Raw genomic sequence first — 22,740 nt, 5'->3', positions numbered from 1 at the left:
AGGAACGCGCCCGACAGGAGGATGGCAGATGAGCGGATATGTGCGCTGGAAGGACATCCGGGCGGAACATGTCCAGCGAGCCGGTGGCGAGGAGGCCGTCCAGGCCGGTAAGCGGGAACTCCTGGCTGAGGTCCAGGGGCACCGGCTGGCGGAAATCCGCCGCGGGCGCGGCCTGACCCAGCAACACGTCGCAGATCGCATGGGAGTCACCAAGGGACGCGTCTCCCAGATCGAGCAGGGCAAGATCTCCGGGCAGGAGATCCTGGCCCGCTATGCCGCTGCCCTCGGCGGTCGACTCCACCAGTCGATCTACTTCGACGACGGCGACATCGCCGCCATCGCCTGACAACTCCTGCGCAAGGCCGGCTCACACACCACTTTGCTGGATCTGGCCCCGGCGGTTCGGAGCACTCGGCCGCCGGAACAGGGACACCCCCCGGAGCGAGGTCAGATCATGACGTGGTCGTCGGGACGTCCCGCGAAGGAGAACTGCGCGTTGCGGGTGAGCTTGATGTCGTCGGCCTGCCAGGTGTGCATCCCCGCGTCGCCGCTGCGCCAGTAGACGAAGTTGAACCGGTCGGCGGAATAGATCTTCACCCGATCCTCCTTCAACCGGCGCACCAGCCGCGTGTCCTCGCCCCGCGTGACGTCCTCGAACCCGTAGTGCCGGAACATGTCCGCCTTGCCGAGGAAGGTGCCGCCCTGCACCAGGAAGGCGTAGCGGTGCTCCAGCCCCGGCAGGCGCAGCATGGTGGCGTTGCTGCCCTCGAAGTAGGCGTAGTGCGCGCCCTTGCCCACCAGCTCGGCGTCGGAGTAGTCGAAGGCACGCGCCAGGTCCGACAGGTAGTGCTCGCCGTAGAGGTTGTCGTCGTCCATCTTGGCGATCAGGTCGCCCTCGGCGGCGGCGATGCCCATGTTCAGGCAGGCGCCCAGCGACAGCGACCGGTCGGCGGGCAGCACCACGACGTCGGTGATCCCGGCCATCCGCGCCTTGTCGGCGACCACCACGGGGTCGATGTCCAACCCGTGCAGCACCATGACGAGCTGGACGGGCCGGTGGACCTGCCGGGCCACCGAGGAGATCGCGTGCTCGATCTGGGAGGCACGGTTGGTGGGCAGCACCACCGAGATCGACCGGGTCCGCTGCCGCACGGGCCTGCCGAGGACCGTCAGGATCTGGTCCACCCGGTGCGAGAACAGGTGCTTGTCGAAGACCTCGCGCATGGCCAGGTGCCCCTGCCGGGCCCGCAGCTCGGGGCTGTTGATCAGGTGCAGGACCTGGTTGTAGGACTCCAGCTCGTCACGGGCGATCGGGATCAGCGACCCGAACGTCTCCTCGATGGCCCGGGACCAGCCCGAGACGATCGACGTCGAGCAGGCCGACAGCTCGAAGACCCGGCGGGCGCACATGGTCGGCGAGTCGAGCACGGAGTTCACGTTCAGGAAGACCTTGTACATCTTGTACGCGGCCAGCATCCGGTCGTACGGGAGCTCGCCCACGATGTGCGGGACGTACTCCTTGGGCCAGGCGTACTTCTCGTCCACGGTTCCGTTGCGGGCGAAGATGTGCAGGCCGAGCTCGCGGATCGGGGCGAGCACCGTCTCCATCTGCTCGCGCCGCTCGGGGTGCTTGTCCCGGAAGTACATGCCCGCGAAGACGACGTCGTGCACACGCCCGCGCCTGTCCTGGATCGGATTGTGCACCCGGGGCTGCGCGGCGAACTGCAGCACGTCCACCCGATCGTGCCCCAGCACCTCGCGGTAGCGGGGCACCATGTCGCCGTCGCAGGTGAAGACGTAGTCGAACAGCTTGGCCGTGTCGATGAAGAAGTCGAAGTTCGGCGGGTCCTCCTTGTTCCAGAAGACCGTGGGGACCCCCTCGGCGCGGCACCAGTCGATCAGGGCGAGCAGCTCCGGCTTGGGGGCGTTCGTCCCGGTCATCTGGTAGCGCCAGCGGCCCTGGTTGCCGTGCCAGGCCGACTCCACGAACAGCAGCTCCGGCCGCCGCTCGGCGAAGATCTCCGGCCAGTCGCGGAGCCCGAACTCGATCTGGTCCCACTCGTAGCGGAACGCCATCCGGGAGAAGTCGTCCAGGATGACCGCGACCTTCAAGTCAGAACGGACGATCGGCCCGACAGGCCATTTGACCTCGGGAACGTCCACCGACGGCCCCCGCCGATCGAGCTCCTCGATCACCTCGGTCACCGGCCGGGGAGCCTTGGGCCCGCGCCGCGCCTGCATGGCCGAGCGCAGCTTGCCCGGCAGCGCGGTGACCCCCGACCCCTTGGCCGCGGTGAGCGCCTCGGCCACCCGGTAGGGGCGCTGTACCTTGGTCGACTCCAGCTTCCACTGGGCGTACTCGGCCTTGGCCTCGGCGATGGCGAGGCGCCGCTCCAGGTCCCGGACACGCTCCTCGAAGCGTTCGACGGTCTTGCGCTCCTCGGGCAGCCAGTTGATCGGCCCGAGACGCTGGAACTTCGGCTCTTCGGGGGTCTCTTCGCTCATGGGGGATCGCCTTTGTCCGGGGTCGTGCCAGGGTACGACTTCCGCCGTACCTGAATAGACGCTTCAGAGGGATTTGGGCGATACGGATTGCCCGGCAGGGGAGAGGTTGCCGCCGCGCAGCCAGGTCTCGATCACCCGGGCGATCCGGGGACCGGCCTTGCCGTCCCAGAGCGGGGGCAGCTCGCCCGAGGGTGTCGCGGCCCCGTCGGCCAGTGCCCGGTCGGCGGCGGCGGGGAGCTGCGCGGGGGTGACGAGCCGGTTGGTGCCGTGCGTTATGGTGATCGGCCGTTCGGTGTTGGGCCGCACGGTCAGGCAGGGGACGCCCAGCATGGTCGTCTCCTCCTGCACGCCACCGGAGTCGGTGACGACCAGGGTCGCGCCCCGTACCAGCGACAGGAAGTCCACGTATCCCAGCGGGTCGACGATGCGCAGGTTCTCCGAGTCGACCAGCCCGGCCTCGGCCAGACGAGTACGCCCGCGCGGGTGCAGCGGCACCACCAGCGGCAGGCGCGCGCTCACCTCCAGCACGGCGTCGACCAGCTCCTTCGCGGAGGCGGGGTCGTCGACGTTGCCGGGACGGTGCAGGGTGGCGACCCCGTACCGCTCGGGAAGGCCGAGCCGGGAGCGGACCGGCGCGGGGTCGAGGCGGTCCAGCGCCGAGAAGAGACTGTCGATCATCGGGTTGCCGACGAGGTGCACCTTCGCGGGGTCGACGCCCTCGGCGGCCAGGTGGGAGAGCGCGTCCGGCGAGGTGGCGAAGAGGATGTCGGACAGGGCGTCGGTGACGATCCGGTTGACCTCCTCGGGCATGTCCCGGTCGAAGGAGCGCAGCCCCGCCTCCACGTGCGCGGTCGGCACGTGCAGCTTGGCGCAGACGAGGATCGCGGCCAGCGTCGAGTTCACGTCGCCGTAGACGACGACCAGCGCCGGGTGCTGCGCCGTCATCACGTCCTCAAGCCCGACCAGCAGGGCCGCCGTCTGGCGGGCGTGCGAGCCGGAACCGACGGCGAGGTTGGCGATCGGCTCGGGGAGGCCGAGGTCGGCGAAGAAGACGTCCGACATCAGCGCGTCGTAGTGCTGACCGGTGTGCACGATGCCCTGCCGCACGCCCGCCTCGGCGAGCGCGCGGACCACCGGGGCGGCTTTCACGAAGTTGGGGCGTGCGCCGAGCACGTGCAGGACGAGGGGATCGCCGGGGTCCTGAGCAGCGCCCGAATGGGCAGAGTCCCTCATTGACCTCGCCTTTCATGCGGCAGTGGGGCAAACCTTGCCTATGGTACGGTCACCGCGTGGTATCCGATGCCAGCAGGCCAGACTCCCCCTCGGTTCCGGCGAACTCGGCCCCGGCGAAGCCACCGGGCCGGACGACGTCCTCGGTTCCGTCGAGCCCGTACCCGCCGGTGACGCCCTCGGCAGTCGAGGCGACGTCTCCCCCCGAGGGTGAGGCGACGTCCCTTCCTGAGGCCACGGCACCCACCGAGGCGACATCCCCGGCCGTAGAACCGCCCACGGGTGCCGAGACGGACGCCGCCACCCCGAACGCGGACGAGCCCACCCCGAACGCGGACGCGCCGCAGATCCCGAAGACGGACACGGACCCGCCGCACACCCCGGACGCGGACCCGCCGCAGGCCACGGACACGGACCCGCCGCAGGACCCCGAAGACCACGCCCCCGGCACCCCCACCCCCTCCGAGACCCCCCTCGACGACGCCGACCCCGGCAAGGTCACCGTCGAACCGGTCTCCCCCGTGGCGGACGCCTCGCAGGTGACCGGCGTCCCCTCGGTGTCGGCCAAGTCGTCCCGCGCCGGCCTGCGCGGCCTGCTCAAGGGCTTCGTCCAGCACCCGGTGATCGTCTCCCGCGTCGTGGCGACGAAGGTCAAGTCCGACCCGGTACGGGTGGCGCAGGCCGCCGCCGAGACGCTGCCGCCGCGCGTCCGCCCGATCGTGGGCCGGTTCGCCTGGCCGGTCGCGCGCCAGGCCAGGATCGTCGTCCGCAAGCTCGGCATGCGCATGGTGAAGGGCCCCTGGGCCGAGGCGAAGGAGCACTTCGACTCCGGCCGGATGAGCGAGGCCGTCACGGTGCTGCAGGGGCACACCCGTTACCCGTTCATCAAGCGCCGGGCCGCCTACTACGCGGGCGAGCTGGCCGCGATCCAGCCGAACCCGATCCCGCCCAAGGGCAAGGTGATCGTGGGAGAGCGGTTCCCCGGCCGGGTACTGCACTGCGTGACCAACGCGCTGCCGTACACGCAGGCCGGGTACACCGTCCGCACGCACCGGATCGTCACCTCGCAGAAGGCCGCCGGCCTGGACCCGCACGTGGTGACGAGCTGGGGCTGGCCGATGATGCAGGGCCACGCCGACGCGACGCCGTACGAGGAGATCGACGGCATCCCCTACCACCGGCTGATCCCCAGCGGCGAGGTGCCCTTCGAGAGCCACGGGCGCATGATCCGGGGCGCCGGGGAGGTGACCGAGCTGGTGCGGACCCTGCGGCCGCAGGTGCTGCACGCCGCGACCGACCACCGCAACGGCTCGGTGGCGCTGGCGGTGCGCGAGCGGACCGGCACCCCCATGGTGTACGAGGTCCGGGGCTTCCTGGAGGAGACCTGGGCCTCCCGCGACCCCAAGCGGGTCGGCAGCCAGCGGCACCTGCTCCAGCGTGACCGCGAGGCGTTCATCATGCGCTCGGCCGACGCGGTCGTCACCCTGGCGGAGACGATGGCCACGGAGATCGCCGAACGCGGCGTGCCCCGGGAGAAGATCTATCTCGCGCCGAACGCGGTGGACGACGCGCTGCTCGCCGCCGAGTACGACGGCGCGGCCTTCCGTGCGGCGTACGGCATCGAGCCCGGTGAGATCGTGATGGGCTCGGTCTCCAGCATCGTGGCCTACGAGGGCTTCGCCACCATGATCAACGCAGCCGCGCTGCTGCGCGACGAGGGGGCGCCGGTCAGGGTGCTGCTCGTCGGGGACGGCGCCGAGCGCCCGGCCCTGCTGGAGCAGATCGAGGAGCTCGGTCTGGGCGACGTCGCGATCCTGCCCGGTCGCGTCGGCCCGGACGAGGCGCTGCAGGCCCAGGCGGCCATCGACATCTTCGTCTGTCCCCGCGAGGACCTGCGGGTGTGCCGTCTGGTCACGCCGCTGAAGCCGGTCGAGGCGATGGCCCTGGGCAAGCCGGTGGTGCTCAGCGACCTGCCGGCGCTGTCGGAGCTGGTCGGCTCGGAGGGCGCCGGGCTGCTGGTGCCCGCGGGGGACCCGGAGGCGCTGGCCAAGGCCATCGCCGGGCTCCGGGACGACCCCGCGCGCAGGGCCGAGATGGGCGAGGCCGGACGGGCCGAGGTCGCGGCCAAGCGGACGTGGAGCCGCATCGCAGCCACGTACCGTGACATTTACCAATCGATCGCCGGTTGATGGTCTCATGTTGGTAACGGGGATGCCGTCCGTTTGCGATGGGTTCAATCGCATTAGGCGTGGCTCGTTCGTACTTGAGATAGCCTTTGCGACCATGAAGTGTTGTTTCCGGCTTTCCAAGGTCATCCTGTGACTGCCTACGACCTGGCAGTCATCGGTCTGGGCTACGTCGGCATGCCCCTGGCCAAGGAGGCCACGGCGGCGGGTCTGCGGGTCGTCGGCCTGGACCTCGACCCCGACAAGGTCGAGGCTCTCAACGCCGGCAGGTCCTACATCGACGACCTGACCGACGCCGACCTGGAGCACATGCTGGCGGCCGGGTTCACCGCCACGCTGGACGAGACCGTGCTGTCCGACAGCGCGGCCGTCGTCATCTGCGTGCCGACCCCGCTGGACGAGGACCACCGCCCCGACCTGTCGTCGGTCGAGGGTGCCACCGGCACCGTCGCCCGCAACCTGCGCGCGGGCACGCTGGTCGTCCTGGAGTCCACCACCTGGCCCGGCACCACCGACGAGGTCGCCCGTCCCATCCTGGAGACCTCCGGCCTGACCGCGGGCACCGACTTCCACCTCGCCTTCTCGCCCGAGCGCATCGACCCGGGCAACCCCAAGTACGGCCTGCGCAACACCCCCAAGGTCGTCGGCGGCTACACCCCCGCCTGCAGGGAGCGCGCGGTCGCGTTCTACGCCCGCTTCGTCGAGCAGGTCGTGCCGGTCAGCGGCACCCGCGAGGCCGAGATGGCCAAGCTGCTGGAGAACACCTACCGGCACGTCAACATCGCCCTGGTCAACGAGATGGCCATCTTCTGCGACGAGCTGGGCGTCGACCTGTGGGAGTCCATCGAGGCCGCGGCCACCAAGCCGTTCGGCTTCCAGAAGTTCCTCCCCGGCCCCGGCGTCGGCGGGCACTGCATCCCGGTCGACCCGTCCTACCTCTCCTACACGGTCCGCAAGCTCGGCTACCCGTTCCGGTTCGTCGAGCTGGCCCAGGAGATCAACGAGCGGATGCCGTCGTACGTGGTGGCCCGCGTGCAGCGCCTGCTCAACCGGCAGCGCAAGCCCGTCAACGGCTCGCGCGTGGTGCTGCTCGGTGTGACCTACAAGCCCGACATCGCCGACGAGCGTGAGACCCCGGCGCTGCCGGTCGCTCGGGCGCTGCTGGAACTGGGCGCGGAACTGGTCTTCGTCGACCCCTACGTCAAGGAGTGGCGGGTCGACGACGTTCAGGTGACGCGCGAGGAAGACCTCGCGACGGCGGTCGCCGAAGCCGACGTGACGCTGTTGCTCCAGCAGCACGCCGCCTTCGACCTGTCCGTCGTCGAGGACCACGGCAAGCTCGTGCTCGACACCCGCGGCGTGCTCGCCGAGGGTGAACGCGTCGAGCGGCTCTAGCGACGGAGGGCTGCGCGCAGTGCACGTGCTCGTCATGACGGTGGTGCATCACCCCGAGGACGCCCGGATCCTGCACCGGCAGATCCGCGCGCTCGTGGACGCCGGTCATGAGGTCACGTACGCGGCCCCGTACACGGCGCGGGGCGTGATGGCCCGCTCCTGGGTCAACGGCGTCGACCTCCCCCGCGCCGCGGAGCGCAAGCGGCTGTCGGCCGTCCGCGCCGCCCGCAAGGTCTTCAAGAGGATGCGCGGCGAGGTCGACCTCGTGGTCGTCCACGACCCCGAGCTGCTGCTCGCGGTCGTGGGCGTGCGCGGGCGGCCCCCGGTGGTCTGGGACGTCCACGAGGACACCCCGGCCACGCTCTCGCTGAAGCCCTGGCTCCCGGCGTTCCTGCGACCGCCGGTGCGTTTCCTGGCCCGGCTGCTGGAGGGCACGGCCGAGCGGCACCTGCACCTGCTGCTGGCCGAGACCGCCTACGCCGGGCGGTTCCGCCGGGCGCACCTGGTGGTCCCCAACGAGACCTGGGTGCCCGACGAGGTGACCCCGCCCGGCGACGACCGCGTCGTCTACCTGGGGTGGCTGTCGGAGGCGCGCGGGGTGCGCGAGGCCATCGAGGTGGGCCGGCTGCTCCAGCCGTACCGGGTGGCGGTCGAGCTGATCGGCTACGCCGACCCGCAGTCCCGGCCGGCGCTGAACGAGGCGGTGGCCGAGGGCGTGCTGGAGTGGCGCGACTTCATGCCCAACGACGAGGCGCTCAAGCGGCTCGACGGCGCGCTGGCCGGCCTGTCGCTGCTGCACGACGAGCCCAACTACCGGCACTCCATGCCCACGAAGATCATGGAGTACATGGCCCACGGCATCCCGGTGATCACCACCCCGTCGCCGCGCGCGGTGGAACTGGTGGAGCGCTACGACAGCGGCCTGGTCGTGCCCTGGCGCGATCCCAAGGCGGTGGCCCAGGCCGTGCTCTCCCTGCGCGACGACGTCCGGGATCGGCATGCGCGGGGCGCCCGCGGGTATGCGGCGGCCCGTGCGAACCACCACTGGCCCAACTCGGCCCGCCGTTTCGTCGCCCAGCTGGAGGCGTGGGCGGGCGTCAAGAGCTGACGGCGTCCCGCACGACCGAACTCCTTATGTCTGCCTGATCACGAGAACGGTAGTGTCCTGAACGTGCGCTGGCTCATCGCTTTCCTGGGCGCGGCGATCCTCGTCGCCGTGGCGGCGTTCGTGATGATCACGCCGTCCGGGGACGGCTCCCCGGACGGCCGGAGCACGTCGGCGGCCTCCTCCCGGTCTGCGTCCTCGGCGTCCTCGGCGTCCTCGGCACCCTCACCGTCCTCGTCGTCCGTGTCCCCCTCCGCGCCGGTGCCCGACACGACGGAGTTCACCGACCCGTGTGGAACGTTCGACACGGCCACCCGGGCGCCGTACGCGGTCACCGGGTACTGGCTGATCCCCACCGCCGACCACTGCACCTGGCGGCGGCAGTTCCGGGCCATCCACGAGGTGGGCGGCGACACCGTGATCCGGATCGGCTGGGGGCTGCAGGCCCGCAGGCTCGACGGCGACGGCCGGGTGCTGAACGGCGACGGCGACGAGGTCGACGCGCGCTACGAGCCCTGCGAGGAGGACGGGGTGCCGTGCGCGCTGGCGGCAGAGAACGACCTCAAGGCCGCCAACCCGGGCAACCGGGTGAGCTGGACGTTCGTCTACCGGACCGACGAGGCGTTCGGCCCCGGCCTGTTCCGCTGCCCCGAGTTCGAACGGAAGATCGTCACCGATAAGACCGTGTTCTACCGGCTCGTCGCCACCGACGACGGCACCGACGACGCGAACTGCGCGAACATCGGTGCCAAGGGGCGCGGCTACCACGTGATCCTGATCGCCGCCGCGCACGAGGACAGCCTCACCGAGCTGCTCGACCTCGGCGACAGGTTCGGGGTGAAGGTCTTCCCCGCGCTGCCGCTCGCCCCCCGCGACCCGGCGCAGAAGACCCGCGCCGCCAAGCAGGGCACCGACACGCTCACCACCCTCACCCGGCGCATCCTGCAGGACTACGGCGCCCGCTTCCAGGACCGCGCGTCGCTGGGCGGCTTCTACCAGCCGTTCGAGCTGCAGATGCGCGACATGACCTACTCCGGCGACGACGAGAAGGACCACCCCACGCTCAAGGTGTACGCCTCCCAGCACGGCATCGTCGAGCAGGAGATGCCCGGCAGGCCCGTCCTGGTCAGCCCCTACCTCGACGCGCGCAAGAAGCGGCCGTTCAGCGCCACCCCCAAGCAGGTCGCCCGGGGATTCGAGGCCCTGGCCAGGACCGGCGTCGGGATCGTCGCGCCGCAGGACAGCCGGGGCACCGGGAAGGTCGGGCTGTTCTGGCCGGACGAGCGCGACGAGAAGGTCGACGCGCGGCTGCGGACGGTCGTCGACGGGCAGACCAACGGCGACGCCTACCACGGCTCGACCCGCGACTACTACCGGGAGATGTTCCTGGCCCGCAACAGGATGATCGAGCAGGGCTACGACGTGCAGCTCTGGGCCAACGTCGAGTCGTTCGAGCCCTCCGGCGGCGAGGAGGAGCCGTGCGCCGCCGGTTCCGGCCGGGGACGCACCGACAAGGAACGGCTGGACACGGCCGTCACCCAGGTCGGGCGCTACGTCTCCAAGGTCGTCTCCTACATGTGGAGCGACTTCTACACCTGCGGCTCGCCGTCCCTGGCCGAGGAGATCGCCCGCGACCACGACCGGCCCATCGCGGCCGACGCGGTCCGCGTGCGGCGCGACATCCAGGACGGCGTGGAGATCCGCGGGTACGGCATCCCGATGGGCTCCACGGTCTCGATCACCTGGGAGGGGCGCGAGGAGCCGCAGGTCGTCGCCGTGGCCGGGGTGGACCTGACCGCGCCGCCGCCGGACCTGCCGCTGGGGATGCGGACGGCGTGGATCCCGTTCGACTGGTCCCGGGTGCCCGAGGGCACCTGGATCCACATCACGGTCATCTCGCCCGACGGACGTGCCGCCGCCGGGCCGCTGCACGTCCGCGCGCAGGCATGACCGGGGTGTAACGTGCCTGCCATGGTTCCGCGCATTCCCGTCAGCGTGGACCTGGTCGTCCTCACGGTGCGCTGCCAGGTGCTGAGCGCACTCGTCTGGCGGCGCGACAACCCGCCGTACGAGGGACGCTGGGCCCTGTCAGGCGGCTTCATCCAGCTCGACGAGGACCTGCCGGCCGCCGCGGCCCGGGTGCTCGCCGAACGGGCGGGCCTGCCCGGCGCCCCCGTGCACCTGGAGCAGTTGCAGACCTACGGCTACCCCGACCGGGACCCGCGCCAGCGCGTGCTGAGCGTGGCCTACCTGGGCCTGGCCCCGGACCTGCCGGCCTCCACCGAGGCGCACATGAGCTGGCAGCCGGTCTCGGCGCTGCTGCGCGAGATGGCCTTCGACCACCGGCGGATCATGGTCGACGGGATCGAGCGGGCCCGCGCCAAGCTGGAGTACACCCCGCTGGGCGCCGCCTTCTGCCCGCCCGAGTTCACCGTCGCCGAGCTGCGCCGGGTCTACGAGATCGTGTGGGGCCGGGTCCTGGACCCGCGCAACTTCCACCGCAAGGTCACCAAGGCCGAGGGTTTCCTGATCACCACCGGCGCCACCACCACCCGCGACGGAGGCCGCCCGGCCAAGCTCTACCGCCGCGGCCCCGCGGTGATGCTCCATCCCCCGATGCTGCGCTCCCTGAGGGAGTGACCGGGAGAGCCGGGCGGGTGGGGAAGGTTTCCCCACGCGAGGGTCCTGGAAGGTGTGACCCTGACCTGCCGACCTGCTGGGCCTCTGACCTTCTGGGCCTCTGGGCCCGAGGGGGGAGCCCCGCCCCGATGCCCGGGGAGTGACCGGGACCGAAAGCATCCGGGCGACGACCGACGCGGAGCGGGACTCTCTCACGGTGAGCCGGGGAGTCCCTCGACGGACGGGGAGCGCCGCTCAGAGGTCGTCGATCTCCGTCAGGTCGACGTCGACGTCGAACGGGACGCTGACCTTCAGCCGGTCGTGGTGGATGCTCATGAGCGCGTAGGTCCGGGTCGCCGGGTCGAGCTCGTAGACGTAGACGGTCGGGCGGTCGTCCTGTTCCTCGACCCGCCAGAAGTGGGTGATGCCCGCCTGGGCGTAGATGACGGGCTTGCGCTCACGGTCGCGGACCTCCGACTCGGCGGAGACGACCTCGACGGCGAGGACGACGTCCTCCGGCCGGTAGGTGGTCTGCTTCCGGTCCCGGTCACCGTCGGCCCGGGTCACCATGATGTCGGGCTCGGGGCGTTGACGCTTTCCGAGCGTCACGGTCATCTCCCTACGAGCACGCAGGCCGGACGGGATCGCTTGGCGTAGCGCGTAAATGAGGAGATCCACGATCAGCGAGTGGAAACGGGTCTGGGGGCTCACGAAGACGAGAGTGCCATCGACGAGTTCCGTGTGCGGAGGGATCCCCCGAAGTCGGTCGAGGTCACCGGCCACGAAGCCCCTTTTGGGGGGGAACACCCAGGCGGGAAGCGGCTCACGCTCGGGTGAGCTCGCCTCGGGCGACTCCGCCCCGGCGTCCGGCTCCCCGGCGTCCGGCGCCTCGGCCTCGGGCGCCTCGGAGCTTGGCCTCTCGGCCAGTGGTGCGATGCTCATGTCGTCCTCCCGGTCGGGCATGCCTCTCACCTCCAGTGTTACAGGATGATGCCCCATCCGCCCGCTGCTCCTAAAGTAAGGCCATGCCTCGTTTCCGTGCGATCCTGGACACGATGCCCGCCTACCGGGCGGGTAAGGCCGTGGTGTCAGCCGACGGCCGCTCCTACAAGCTCTCCTCCAACGAGTCCCCCTACGAGCCCCTGCCCTCGGTCGTCGAGGCGGTCGCCCGGGCCGCGACCACGATGCACCGCTACCCCGATCCTGCGGCGACGGCGCTGACCGAGGCGCTCGCCGAGCACCACGGGGTGCCGGCGGAGCACGTGGCGCTGGGCGCGGGCTCGGTGACGGTGGCCCAGCAGCTCTTCGAGACCGTCAGCGAGCCGGGCGCCGAGGTGATCTACGCGTGGCGTTCCTTCGAGGCGTACCCGCTCCTGGCCGACCTGGCGGGGGCGACCTCGGTGCGGGTCCCGCTGCTGGGCGAGACGCACCACCTGGACGCCATGGCCGACGCGATCACCCCGCACACCAGGATGATCTTCGTGTGCAACCCGAACAACCCCACCGGCACGGTCGTCCAGGCGGCGGAGCTGGAGGCGTTCCTGGAGCGGGTGCCCGAGGGCGTGCTCGTCGTGCTGGACGAGGCCTACCGCGAGTACGTCAGGGACCCCGGGGTCACCGACGGGCTCACCGTCTACCGCGAGCGGCCGAACGTGGCCGTGCTGCGCACCTTCTCCAAGGCGTACGGGCTGGCCGGGCTGCGGGTGGGGTATCTGATCGGCGGTGAGCCGATCGCCGCCGCGGTCCGCAAGACGACCGTCCCGTTCGCGGTGAACCACCTCGCCCAGGCCGCCGCGATCGCCTCGCTGGCCGCCGGGGACGAGCTGATGGAGCGGGTCGACGCCGTGGTCAAGGAGCGCGGCCGGGTCGGTGAGACGCTGATCTCCCAGGGCTGGGAGGTGCCGGTGAGCGAGGCCAACTTCGTCTGGCTCCGGCTGGGCGAGCGTACGCTCGACTTCGCCGAGGCGTGCGCCGCCGAGGGGGTCGCGGTGCGGCCCTTCGCCGGCGAGGGTGCCCGGGTGTCCATCGGCGACCCCGAGGCCAACGACACCTTCCTGGCCGTCGCCGCGGCCTTCCGCAACGCCTGACCGCGTCCGCGACGCCCGGTGTGACCCCGCCCGGAGGCCGTGTGGTCCCGCTCCCGGCCCGCGCGGCCCCGGGGCGGGGTCACACGGCGGCGGGCTCCTGCAGGGGCTTCTCGGGCGTTTCGGGCGGCCCGGCCTTCCCGCGGCGCTCTGTGGAGACCACCAGGGCGACCCCGATGACGATCACCACGCCGGCCGCGACCATCGAACCGGTGACCGGCTCGCTCAGCACCAGGGCGCCCAGCAGCACCGCCACGACGGGGTTGACGTAGGCGTAGGTGGACACCAGCGAGATCGGGGCGTTGCCCAGCAGCCACACGTACGCGGTGAAGCCGATCAGCGATCCGACCAGGATCAGGTAGGCCAGCGCGACCCACGAGCGGGAGGAGACGGCGGCGAGGTCCACGTGCTCTCCCAGGAGGGCCGCGCTCAGCGCGAGCCCGGCGCCGCCCACGGCCATCTCGACGGTGCTCGCGGCGAAGGGGTCGGCGGGCATGGGGATGCGCGACGACAGGAACGAGCCGACCGACCAGGACAGCGACGCCAGCAGGATGATCGCGATGCCGGTGCCGTCGGCCGCGCTGCCGCCGCCGTTCAGCGAGAGCGCCGCCACCCCGCCGAACCCGACGAGCACCCCGGCGAGCGTCAGGATCTTGGGCCGGTCCCGGGTCAGCAGCCTGAGGATCACCAGCCAGAGCGGCACCGACGCCACCAGCAGGGCCGCCAGCCCGCTGGAGATGTGCTGCTCGGCCACGGCGACCATGCCGTTGCCGCCGTTCAGCAGCAGCAGGCCGACCAGGGCGGCCCCGCCCGCCTGCCTCCAGGTCATCCGGAAGGCCTCGCGGCCCTTCAGCAGGCGTACCGCGACGCCGAGCACGAGCGCGGCCGTGAGGAACCGGCCGGCCCCGCTGAGCAGCGGCGGGATCGTCTCGATGGTGATCCTGATCGCCAGGTAGGTGGAACCCCACACCACGTACACGATCGCCAGGGCACCCCAGACGAGGAGCCTCTTGCGGCTGTCAGCACTGTCTTGACCCATGGCTCATGACAATAGCGGCTCGTCGCGGCGACCCCTGTGGCGGGTTTCGGTCCTCGAATCCGCGACGAGATCCCGACCAGGGAGGTTCCGCCTGCCGGACGCGGCGGAATCCTCCCGGTCGTGAGAACCGGCGGTACGAGCAGCTCAGCGGGTGCCGAGCTTCTCCACGATCAGCCGGTAGAGCTGCCGGGGGCGTCCCGGCTGCGGTGTGCGGTTCGGCGGGAGCGGCCACGCGAGTCCCTCGTCTACCAGCGTGCGCAGCAACCGCCGTGCCGTACGCGGGGTGACGCCCAGCATCTTGCCGGCGCCCTCCGCGTCCACCACCGTGTCCCCGCCCTCCAGCTTGGCCGCCAGCCGGGCGAGCACCTCCACGCCCTTGGGCTTGAGCGGGCCCGTGCCCTGGGGAGGCATCCTGGGCGCGGGGATAAGAGCCCTGCCCTCCCGGTCGACCGCGAACCCCTGGGCCTGCTTGCCCGCCTGGGTGCGCGCCAGCGCGGCCCTGGCGTGCGACTCGGCGTCGTGGGTGGTACGGCCCATGCCGACCCCGACCTCGACCGCCAGGCCGAGCTCGTCACGGACCCGCGCCGCGAACGGCAGGACCCGGAACCCCTCGGTGGCCGCGGCCACCGCGCCGCGGGTGGCGGTGACCATGTAGCTGTGGTCGTCCACCGCGGTGACCGACGCGTTGATCCGGTTCGCCTCCTGCACCAGCAGGCGGTGCAGGGAGAGCCGGAGCTCGTCGCGCCAGTAGCGCGGCGCGGCCCGGCGGACCGGTTCGCGCAGCGTGGGCACCTCCACCAGGACCACGGTGAGCTGCGACTCCTCCAGCCGGTGGTGGGCGCCCAGCAGGGCCGCCGTGTGCAGAGCCGTGCGCACCGCGGCGGAGGTCGGGCGGATCCTGACCACGGGCACCCCGGCGGTCTGGAGGCGGTCGGCGACCGCGGGCAGGCAGGTGAGCGCCCCGCTCGTACTGCCCTGGCGGGCGAGGCGTTCGTGGAAGGCCGCGATCGTGCCGGTGGCTCCCGGCTCGTCGCGGCTCTGTACGTCCCCGGAGGGAAGGTTCAGATCGTTGTAGGCCTCCTCGACCTCGGCTCTGCTCAGCACGTCGATGCTGACCCTGCGCGGATCCATCCGCTCGTCCAGTGCCGCCCTCGCCAGCGCGGCGATCAGTGCCGCGCCGCCGAGCTGGACGTACGTCGCGGGCATCGTCAGCACTCCTGATCGCCGGGCCAGGTCGTAGGGGACCGGGCTGGCGAACAGGCACGCGTCCACCCCGGCTCCCAGCCGGGTGACCTTGTCCGCGGCCTCCTGCTCGTCACGGTACGCCGCCGCCACCAGGCGGCAGGGTAACGGGGCGGCCGCGTGCCCCATCAACATCACCCGTTCGACGAGGTCATGGGGGCCCACCACACCGATGGTGAGATCCGGTGTGAGGGCACCCGGGCGTGACACTCGTGGCGCTTCTTCGCCCCGCTCGACCAATGTTCGTCCCATCATGCCGTCCGTTTGTTTTCGGCTCTCTTTTGGAACGATCGCTCGCGAGGGCCGTAATGTCACGCCCGTTTTGCGGCCAATTCCGGAAGGTACTTCCGGGTTAAAGCCATGACTGGCACCGTTTACACAGGTCAGAGCGGTTTTTGAGCGGCTCAAACCCGAGGATTACGATGCAGAAATCTCTCGCCGCACGTCGGCCCCCAGGGACTGCATACGCTCGGCCAGATAAGAGTGCCCCCGGTCGATGAGATATCCCGACTCGATCACGGTCTCCCCTTCGGCGGCGAGCCCGGCGAGCACGAGGGCGATTCCCGAGCGCAGATCGTGGGCGGTCACCTGCGTTCCGGTGAGTGGAGTGGCGCCGCGAACGACCGCGCTGTTCTCTTTCACTTCAATATCGGCGCCCATCTTGTTCAGTTCTGAGGCCAGGGCGAAACGGCCGTCGAAGATGCGTTCATGAATGTAGCTGGCGCCGTCGGCGAGGCAGGCGACCGTCATGATCGGGGACTGCAGGTCGGTGGCGAACCCGGGGTAGGTGTCGGTGATGACGTTGATCGGCCGCAGCGGGCGGTCCCTGCGCACGTGGAGCACGGCGCCGTGCTCGGCGAACTCCACGCCCATCTGCTCCAGCTTGTAGCGGACCACGCCGAGGTGGTCGAGGTCGGCGCCGACCAGGTTGACCTCACCGCCGGTGATGGCGGCGGCCATCGCGAACACGCCCGCGTCGAGACGGTCCGGCATCACGGTGTGCTCGACGGCCTGGAGCTCCTCGACGCCCTCCACGGTGATGAAGCCGGTGCCGCCACCACTGATCCTCGCGCCCATCCGGGAGAGCATCTCGATCACGTCGAGCACCTCGGGCTCCAGCGCCGCGTTCTCGATCACGGTGGTGCCGCGCCCCAGGGCGGCGGCCATGATCAGGTTCTCGGTGCCGGTGTGCGAGGGGGTGTCCAGGTACAGGGTGGCGCCGGTCAGGCCCGCCGACTTGACGTGGATGACCGAGTCGCCCTCGTCCACGATCGCGCCCAGGCGCTTGTAGCCCAGGTAGTGGAAGTCGAGGTTGCGGCTGCCGAGATTGCAGCCGCCCACGCCCTCGATGATCGCCTCACCGAGGCGGTGCAGCAGGGCGGGCACGAACAGCACCGAGCCGCGGAAGCGGCGGGCGATCTCCGCGGGCAGCACCGGGCTGCTCAGCGTCGAGGCGTCGATCACCAGGGTGCGCTCCGCCTCGTGGAGCTCGACGGTGGCGCCGACGATCTGGGCCAGCTCGACCGCGCGCCGCACGTCCTCGATGATGGGGACGTTGCGCAGGACCGTGCGCCCCCTGGACGCCAGCAGCGCGGCGCCGATCATGGGAAGAACGGCGTTCTTGGCACCCTGGATGAAGGCGGTTCCACGAAGTGGGTTGCCACCGCGCACGCGGTAACGGACCATGCGTAATGCTCCTTGGGAGTGATTTCTGGTGATTCGTGTGGCGCGGGGCGGCAGCCGAAGGTATCGGCCAACAGTAGCCGTTGGATGCCCCCTAACCGGCCACTTCGGTGGTGAACTACCCCTTGAGCGGCCGATGAGTCCCTCTCTCCCTCCGCGCGATGATCGCCGCCCGCCCGCAGGTCACGCCGGGCCCAGGCCTTTCCTGTGCTCCGGGAGCCCGTCCGGCCCGGGGAGGAGACCGCCGTTCGCCGGCGTTCTCAGGCCTCTCCGACCAGGGGAAGGATTCGTAGCCGCTCGTCGATGTGCGCGGCGACGAACGGTGGCACCGGGCACTCCCGCCTGACCTTCGGCCACGAGTCGGCCAGAGCGTGAACGGTCCGCCGTACGGTCTCCGCGACCACGGCCGGATCGGCCTCGACCGCTTCGGCGAAGGCGCGGAAGTGGTCCAGTGTGATGTACCTGGTGTCGGGCTGCCCGGCCACGGGCAGGGTCAGCACGTCCCTCCTGAAGGCCTGGTAGGAGGTCACGCAGACGAGGTCGTAGGCGGGGGACAACCGGCGCCGGCGTCCGTCCGGATACTGCAGCGACCAGTTCTTGAGGTGCTCGTCGGTGTTTCCCATCACCACGCACGCCGTCACCCGTCGGACGTATTCCTCGAGATGCTCGGGACACTCGCGCTGGATGACCTTGCCGACGTCCTCGGCCCGACCTCGTTCCTTCTCCTGTGGAAGCATCCCGAAGACCTGGGCGAAGTCCTCCTGGTGGACACGCAGGCCGTCGTCGCGGTCGAATCGCCGGATCGCGAAGGCCCGCTGCCCGGGGACGTCAAGCTCGGGGGGCACGTTCTCGAGATCGTTCACCGGTACCAGCGTGTGATCCGGCACCTCGACGCCGGCGAGCGCCGCCCAGGTCATCATGGAGTGTTCGTTCTCCGGAAGGAGATCGTGACGCGAGCTCGGGAACTTGACGATCCAGTCACCGCCGACACCGACGTACCGGAAACCTCGCGGTGTACGCGCCATCGAGAGCTTCACCTGCATTCCGGCGAGGGAGAAGCTCATCTTCTGCGCGTCCGTGCGGAGGCCCTCGTGTCCGGGCACGCTCTCGGCGATCGCCGTGTCGCCGATCACCCGCACGGCTCCCGGCAGGTCACGGCCGAGATGGACCAGCAGGGTGAAGTCACTGACGGACTTGAGCCCGAGCTGGGCCGTGACGAGACGGCGCAGCCCCGACTCCGGTTCCGGCAGGAGGTTTCCGAACCAGGGTGGCAACCGCCCCCCGACGGCCTTCTCGATCTTCCGCGGGTTGTACTCGTAGTGCAGTCCGAGTACGGGCCTGTCCGCCGCACGGTCCAGATACTGGAACCGGACCTTCCCCGCTCTTTGCTCCAGCACGCCGACAGGCCTGTCTCCGAGCAGCACATAAGCGGTCGTGATGCCCTCAGTCATCCGATGTTTCCGATGGTGGTCAGTACGGTCGGGTCGGGACCGTCGGGAAAGCCGAACAGCGCGTTGTCCTGAACGTGCTCGGCGATGGCCACGCGGACGAGTTCCGCCCGGTGGGCCACGAAGCCCTGCCGGTCACGCCTCTGCCAGAGTCCCAGCCCTTCGTCGTCGATGAAGTGGCTTTCAAGGATCTCGGGATCGGACGACCCGTGGAACAGAGCTCGGTGAAGGTCTTCGACGGAGATGTTCCGGGGGTGGACAAGGCGGTTGGCCACGGTGTCGAAGATCCCGCCGCGTTCGGTCACGATCGGAAGCAGCGGGTTGCCACGTTGTTCCACGAGCCCGCTCAGGTCTGCGATCGTGCCGACCGCGTCGTCGGGGTCCTCCGGCGCGGCGAGAATCCGGGGGCGACGGGACGACATCCCAAGGATATTGATCTTCGTCCGTGCCTGATCACGTCGTATCGCGGTGAGGTCCGGTTCCCAGCCGTTGTCGGGCGGAAGCAGGCCGAGCAGGCGATCCGCACTGGCCAGGGGGTCGTCCTCGACGGCCTGGCCATACCGTCGCATCGCCGCGGCGGCACTCCGTGGTGCCGGATCGAGAACGGCGCCGCGCCAGATCCAACGGCGGAGAAGTTCGGCCGCTCGTCCTTCCGGGGGACCGAACCGTGCGGCGAAGCGCACCAGGACCGGCAGGAAGGACGGTCGGGGCAGAAGCCGGATGTGCGGGATCCCCGCCTCGTCCCGCAGGAAGTCGATGACCGTCCCGAGCGCCCGCGTGGCGACGTGGAGGGAGTCGGGGCGGGTTTCATCGCCGCCCAGATCGGCGGGACGGGCCTCGTCCCGCCGTGCGCCGAGGACCATCTGCGTCAAGAGGTCGTCGGGAATCGTGCCGAAGCCCGCCCGCTTCGCCGCCGACGCGGGCATGCTCAGGTCGGAGGTGCCGCCCTCCTCGGAGGCGGCCCGGCGGGCGTTGTCGAGCTCGTCGCGTCGCAGTGAGACGCCGGAGCTGTTGATCCTCTGGAAGACCAGGCTGTACTGCGTCGTGTCGCCGTCGCCCTCGATGACGTACATGGCGATGGGATGATCCCGTATCGCCGTCGTCATGGCATGGCACCGCGCCAGTTCCGCGTCGGTGAGCCAGGGACGTTCGCGCTGCCACGCGAGCGTTTCGGCCGTGCTCAACGCCTTCGGCAACGGAAACCAGTGCTCGGGCACCGGCCGGTGCCGGTCGCCGGAGACGAACACGTTCTCCCTGGGATCGAAGAAGATCCGGAACCGCGGGTCGGACGTCTCCGCCGGAGCGGCGAGCGCCCCGACCAGGCTGGTGAGGCGCTGCTGGCCGTCCACCACCCAGAACGCGTCCGGTCTCGCGTCCGCTGTGATCGTCAAAGGGCCCACCCGGAGGGTGTCCGCGTCGGCGGGGCGTCGCAGAACGATCAGGTTCCCGATGGGATAGCCATGAAGGAGGCTGTCGAAGACCTTCAGGACGAAGTCACGCTCCGAGCGGTAGGAGCGCTGGAAGGGAGGGAAGCGGATGCGCCCGGAGAGCGTCCATCCGACGAGCTCCCTCGGCGTCGTCTGCTCCACCAGTGGTCGAGCGACCGTGGCCATGTCCACCTCCCGGCTTCCTGATCAATGGTAGGCGGAAGGCACGGGTTCTACCTGCTGCTACCTGTTCCTCGCGCCTCCCGCGGCGGTGAGCGGGGAGGCGGCAGACAGGAGGCTGTCGGCCCGCTGGTCCACGAAGCGGGTCACCACCTGCTGCCCGTACCCGAAGGCCATCGCCCAGACCAGGATCGCGGGCTGCGAGCCGAGCCCCGCGAAACCCGGCACGAAGCCCGAGTTCAGGATCAGCAGCCCGAGCACGGCGGTGGCCACCCCGGCCGGGGCCTTGAGGAGGTTCTGCACGACGGCCAGCGAGTAGCGGGTGGACAGCTCCGAGCGGGTGGACAGCGACGCGGCGGTGGCCAGCGCCGCGCCCAGCATGCCGATCAGGGCCACCAGCGGGACGTCGCCGTGGCCGGGCTCCAGGCCGCCGGTGGGGCAGATCTGGGCCGGCATCAGCCCCTGGGCGCGGATCACCGACCGGTCGCCGCACATCGGGATGACGTGCGGCCAGATCGCGCCGACGACCACCACGCCCAGCACGATCAGGCTCAGCATGAACACCCCGCCGAGCAGCAGGTTGCGGAAGCTGCGGACCCGCCCGGTCTCCATCGCCTGCGCGGTGTACGCCGCCCGCAGCACCGACTGCATCAGCGGCCGGTCGTCCTCCCCGAGGTCCCCGACGGCCAGCCTGGCCTGGAGGTGGACCAGCCGCGGGTCGTCGCCGGGCAGGTAGGCCCGGCCGATCGCGGCCACCTCCGGTGCCCGCCCGCGCAGTTCGGCCGTCGGCAGCACGCCGTAGAGCATCACGGTCGCGCTGTTGACGTTGGACCAGGCGCCCTCGACGGCCTGGCCGGTCAGCCAGCGCCGGATGCCGTGCCTGCTGCGCGCGTAGGTCTCCGCGCGGGCCAGGTGCGTGCCGATGCCCTCGCCCACCGAGACGAGCTGGCCCGCCTCGTCGCGCATGGTCAGCGCCCGCTCGGCGTCGGCCCTGATCTCCTCGCTCCTGGTGGCCACGTACACCCTCCAGGTGCCGGGCCAGCGGAGCACGCCGGTGTCGCCGATCCGCTCGGGGGGTAACGCGGGGTCGAGCGACATCGTTCCTCCGGGGGGGCGGGGGCGGTGAGGAGGGCGGGGCGGGCACCGACTGCCCCGGGCGTGCCGGGGCATGCGGACCGGGCGCCACGCCCGGCTCGTCCCGGGCGCTACGCCTGGCTCGTCAGGCCGCCGGCCGCGATGTCGGTGCGGTGGTGCGCGCCGCGCAGGCGGACGCTCCCCACGGCCTCGTAGGCCGCCGCCCGCGCCGCGGTCAGGTCGGGGCCGGTGCCGACCACGCTGAGGACCCGGCCGCCGGCGGAGACGAGGCGGTCGCCGTCGAGGGCGGTGCCCGAGTGCAGCACGTAGGCGTTCCCGGCCGGGGCGGGCACCCCTTCGACCACGTCCCCGCGCACCGGCTCGCCGGGGTAGTTCTCCGCCGCGATCACCACGGTCACCGCGGCGCCGTCGTGCCAGGAGAGCGGGTCCTCCTGCGCGAGCGTCCCGTTCGCGCAGGCGAGCAGCAGGGAGGCCAGGGGCGTGCGGAGCCGGTCCAGGACGACCTGGGTCTCGGGGTCGCCGAACCGGGCGTTGAACTCGATCACCTTGGGGCCCTTGGACGTGAGGGCCAGCCCCACGTAGAGCACGCCCGCGTACGGCGTGCCCCGCGCGGCCAGCTCGGCCATCGTCGGCAGGACGGTCTCGGCCATCACCTGCTCGGCCAGGCCGTCGGGGGCCCAGGGCAGGGGGGTGTAGGCGCCCATCCCGCCGGTGTTGGGCCCCCGGTCGCCGTCGTAGGCGCGTTTGTGGTCCTGGGCCGGCTGCAGCGCCACGGCCGTGGCGCCGTCGCAGAGCGCGAACAGCGACACCTCGGGGCCGTCGAGGAACTCCTCGATCACGACCCGGCCGCAGGCGGCGGCGTGCCGGAGCGCCTCGTCGCGGTCGCCGGTGACCACCACGCCCTTGCCGGCCGCCAGGCCGTCGTCCTTGACCACGTACGGGGTGCCGAACTCCTCCAGCGCGGCGGCGGCCTCGCCGGGGGTGACGCAGGTGCGCGACCGCGCGGTGGGCACGCCCGCCGCGACCATGACCTCCTTGGCGAAGGCCTTGGAGCCCTCGAGCCGCGCCGCCTCGCGCGAGGGCCCGAAGCAGGGCACGCCCGCCCGCCTGACGGCGTCGGCGACCCCGGCGACCAGGGGGGCCTCGGGGCCGATCACGACCAGGTCGGCACCGAGCTCCAGGGCCAGGCCGGTGACCGAGGCCGGATCGGCCGGGGCGACCGGGTGCAGGGTCGCGACCTGCGCGACACCCGCGTTTCCCGGGGCACAGTGGACCTCGGTGACCTGGGGGTCGGCCGCCAGCGACCGGCACAGGGCATGCTCTCGCCCGCCGGATCCAATCACAAGAACGCGCACCCGGCAGAGCCTATCGTCTGGCCGGGCCGTCCTCCGGATCCGTGCCGGTCGCCGGGGGGGGGGGGGGGGGGGGGGGGGGGGGGGGGGGGGGGGCGCCCGCGCCCGGGGGGGGGGGGGGGGGGGCGGGGGCGGGGGGGGGCGCGGCGG

18 protein-coding genes are annotated in these 22,740 nt (G+C 71.2%); 7 read left to right on the top strand and 11 right to left on the bottom strand.

Annotated features, from left to right (window positions below; translation table 11 throughout):
* Nucleotides 1-28 precede the first annotated feature (28 nt).
* Nucleotides 29-346: a helix-turn-helix domain-containing protein gene (locus ACLQ2R_RS02285; protein WP_425957569.1), complete on the top strand. Its 318-nt coding sequence runs from the start codon at nucleotides 29-31 to the stop codon at nucleotides 344-346.
* A gap of 101 nt (nucleotides 347-447) precedes the next feature.
* On the opposite strand, the gene ACLQ2R_RS02280 is transcribed toward ACLQ2R_RS02285, so the two are convergent.
* On the bottom strand, nucleotides 448-2,505 hold the full coding sequence (locus ACLQ2R_RS02280) for a glycosyltransferase family protein (protein ID WP_425957568.1): 2,058 nt from the start codon (nucleotides 2,503-2,505) through the stop codon (nucleotides 448-450).
* Between the two features lie 63 nt (nucleotides 2,506-2,568).
* Nucleotides 2,569-3,738 carry a non-hydrolyzing UDP-N-acetylglucosamine 2-epimerase gene (gene wecB, locus ACLQ2R_RS02275; protein WP_425957567.1) on the bottom strand — a complete coding sequence of 390 codons (1,170 nt, stop codon included), beginning with the start codon at nucleotides 3,736-3,738 and terminating at the stop codon, nucleotides 2,569-2,571.
* A gap of 167 nt (nucleotides 3,739-3,905) precedes the next feature.
* Here wecB and ACLQ2R_RS02270 point away from each other — a divergent pair, with 167 nt between their 5' ends.
* From ACLQ2R_RS02270 to ACLQ2R_RS02260, 3 genes are all read left to right on the top strand, one after another.
* Nucleotides 3,906-5,924, top strand: a complete 2,019-nt coding sequence (locus ACLQ2R_RS02270) for a glycosyltransferase (RefSeq protein WP_425957566.1) — start codon at nucleotides 3,906-3,908, stop codon at nucleotides 5,922-5,924.
* A gap of 129 nt (nucleotides 5,925-6,053) precedes the next feature.
* Entirely contained in the window at nucleotides 6,054-7,316 is a 1,263-nt protein-coding gene (locus ACLQ2R_RS02265; RefSeq protein WP_425957565.1) for a nucleotide sugar dehydrogenase, read from the top strand.
* Nucleotides 7,317-7,335: 19 nt separating this feature from the next.
* Complete coding sequence (locus tag ACLQ2R_RS02260; protein ID WP_425957564.1) at nucleotides 7,336-8,424, top strand: glycosyltransferase; 1,089 nt, start codon at nucleotides 7,336-7,338, stop codon at nucleotides 8,422-8,424.
* Nucleotides 8,425-8,462: 38 nt separating this feature from the next.
* Here the strand turns inward: ACLQ2R_RS02260 and ACLQ2R_RS02255 are convergent, their stop codons facing one another.
* Nucleotides 8,463-8,705, bottom strand: a complete 243-nt coding sequence (locus tag ACLQ2R_RS02255; RefSeq protein ID WP_425957563.1) for a hypothetical protein — start codon at nucleotides 8,703-8,705, stop codon at nucleotides 8,463-8,465.
* Between ACLQ2R_RS02255 and ACLQ2R_RS02250 the strand changes: the two genes are divergently transcribed.
* Both ACLQ2R_RS02250 and ACLQ2R_RS02245 read left to right on the top strand, forming a co-directional pair.
* Nucleotides 8,683-10,371, top strand: a complete 1,689-nt coding sequence (locus ACLQ2R_RS02250; RefSeq protein ID WP_425957562.1) for a DUF4434 domain-containing protein — start codon at nucleotides 8,683-8,685, stop codon at nucleotides 10,369-10,371. The two genes, ACLQ2R_RS02255 and ACLQ2R_RS02250, sit on opposite strands and share 23 nt — an antisense overlap.
* Before the next feature lie 21 nt (nucleotides 10,372-10,392).
* Nucleotides 10,393-11,061, top strand: coding sequence for an NUDIX hydrolase (locus tag ACLQ2R_RS02245; RefSeq protein WP_425957561.1), 669 nt, complete (start codon nucleotides 10,393-10,395; stop codon nucleotides 11,059-11,061).
* 234 nt (nucleotides 11,062-11,295) lie between these two features.
* Here ACLQ2R_RS02245 and ACLQ2R_RS02240 read toward each other — a convergent pair whose 3' ends face one another.
* A complete protein-coding gene (locus ACLQ2R_RS02240; protein WP_425957560.1) occupies nucleotides 11,296-11,982 on the bottom strand; it encodes a Uma2 family endonuclease in 687 nt (228 codons plus the stop codon).
* A gap of 83 nt (nucleotides 11,983-12,065) precedes the next feature.
* Between ACLQ2R_RS02240 and hisC the strand changes: the two genes are divergently transcribed.
* Nucleotides 12,066-13,127 carry a histidinol-phosphate transaminase gene (gene hisC / locus ACLQ2R_RS02235; protein WP_425957559.1) on the top strand — a complete coding sequence of 354 codons (1,062 nt, stop codon included), beginning with the start codon at nucleotides 12,066-12,068 and terminating at the stop codon, nucleotides 13,125-13,127.
* A 79-nt stretch (nucleotides 13,128-13,206) separates the two neighbouring features.
* Here the strand turns inward: hisC and ACLQ2R_RS02230 are convergent, their stop codons facing one another.
* The 7 genes from ACLQ2R_RS02230 to purD form a co-directional block, all read right to left on the bottom strand.
* A complete protein-coding gene (locus tag ACLQ2R_RS02230; protein ID WP_425957558.1) occupies nucleotides 13,207-14,163 on the bottom strand; it encodes an EamA family transporter in 957 nt (318 codons plus the stop codon).
* 144 nt (nucleotides 14,164-14,307) lie between these two features.
* Complete coding sequence (locus ACLQ2R_RS02225; RefSeq protein WP_425958154.1) at nucleotides 14,308-15,540, bottom strand: GTP cyclohydrolase IIa; 1,233 nt, start codon at nucleotides 15,538-15,540, stop codon at nucleotides 14,308-14,310.
* 282 nt (nucleotides 15,541-15,822) lie between these two features.
* Nucleotides 15,823-17,091: a UDP-N-acetylglucosamine 1-carboxyvinyltransferase gene (murA, locus tag ACLQ2R_RS02220; protein WP_425957557.1), complete on the bottom strand. Its 1,269-nt coding sequence runs from the start codon at nucleotides 17,089-17,091 to the stop codon at nucleotides 15,823-15,825.
* Nucleotides 17,092-17,348: 257 nt separating this feature from the next.
* Complete coding sequence (locus ACLQ2R_RS02215; RefSeq protein ID WP_425957556.1) at nucleotides 17,349-18,539, bottom strand: type II toxin-antitoxin system HipA family toxin; 1,191 nt, start codon at nucleotides 18,537-18,539, stop codon at nucleotides 17,349-17,351.
* A complete protein-coding gene (locus tag ACLQ2R_RS02210) occupies nucleotides 18,536-20,149 on the bottom strand; it encodes a GmrSD restriction endonuclease domain-containing protein (protein WP_425957555.1) in 1,614 nt (537 codons plus the stop codon). The genes ACLQ2R_RS02215 and ACLQ2R_RS02210 overlap by 4 nt, the downstream gene beginning before the upstream one ends.
* A 57-nt stretch (nucleotides 20,150-20,206) precedes the next feature.
* Nucleotides 20,207-21,241 (bottom strand): hypothetical protein, encoded by a 1,035-nt coding sequence (locus ACLQ2R_RS02205; protein ID WP_425957554.1) that lies wholly within the window; start codon nucleotides 21,239-21,241, stop codon nucleotides 20,207-20,209.
* A 107-nt stretch (nucleotides 21,242-21,348) separates the two neighbouring features.
* The gene (gene purD / locus ACLQ2R_RS02200; protein ID WP_425957553.1) at nucleotides 21,349-22,593 is read right to left on the bottom strand and encodes a phosphoribosylamine--glycine ligase; all 1,245 of its coding nucleotides are present in this window, start codon (nucleotides 22,591-22,593) and stop codon (nucleotides 21,349-21,351) included.
* Nucleotides 22,594-22,740: the final 147 nt, after the last annotated feature.

This window comes from Streptosporangium sp. DT93 (assembly GCF_049844535.1).
Lineage (GTDB): Bacteria > Actinomycetota > Actinomycetes > Streptosporangiales > Streptosporangiaceae > Streptosporangium.
The sequence above is the reverse complement of the archived record's forward strand: the minus strand, read 5'-3'. Positions and strand labels throughout refer to the sequence as shown.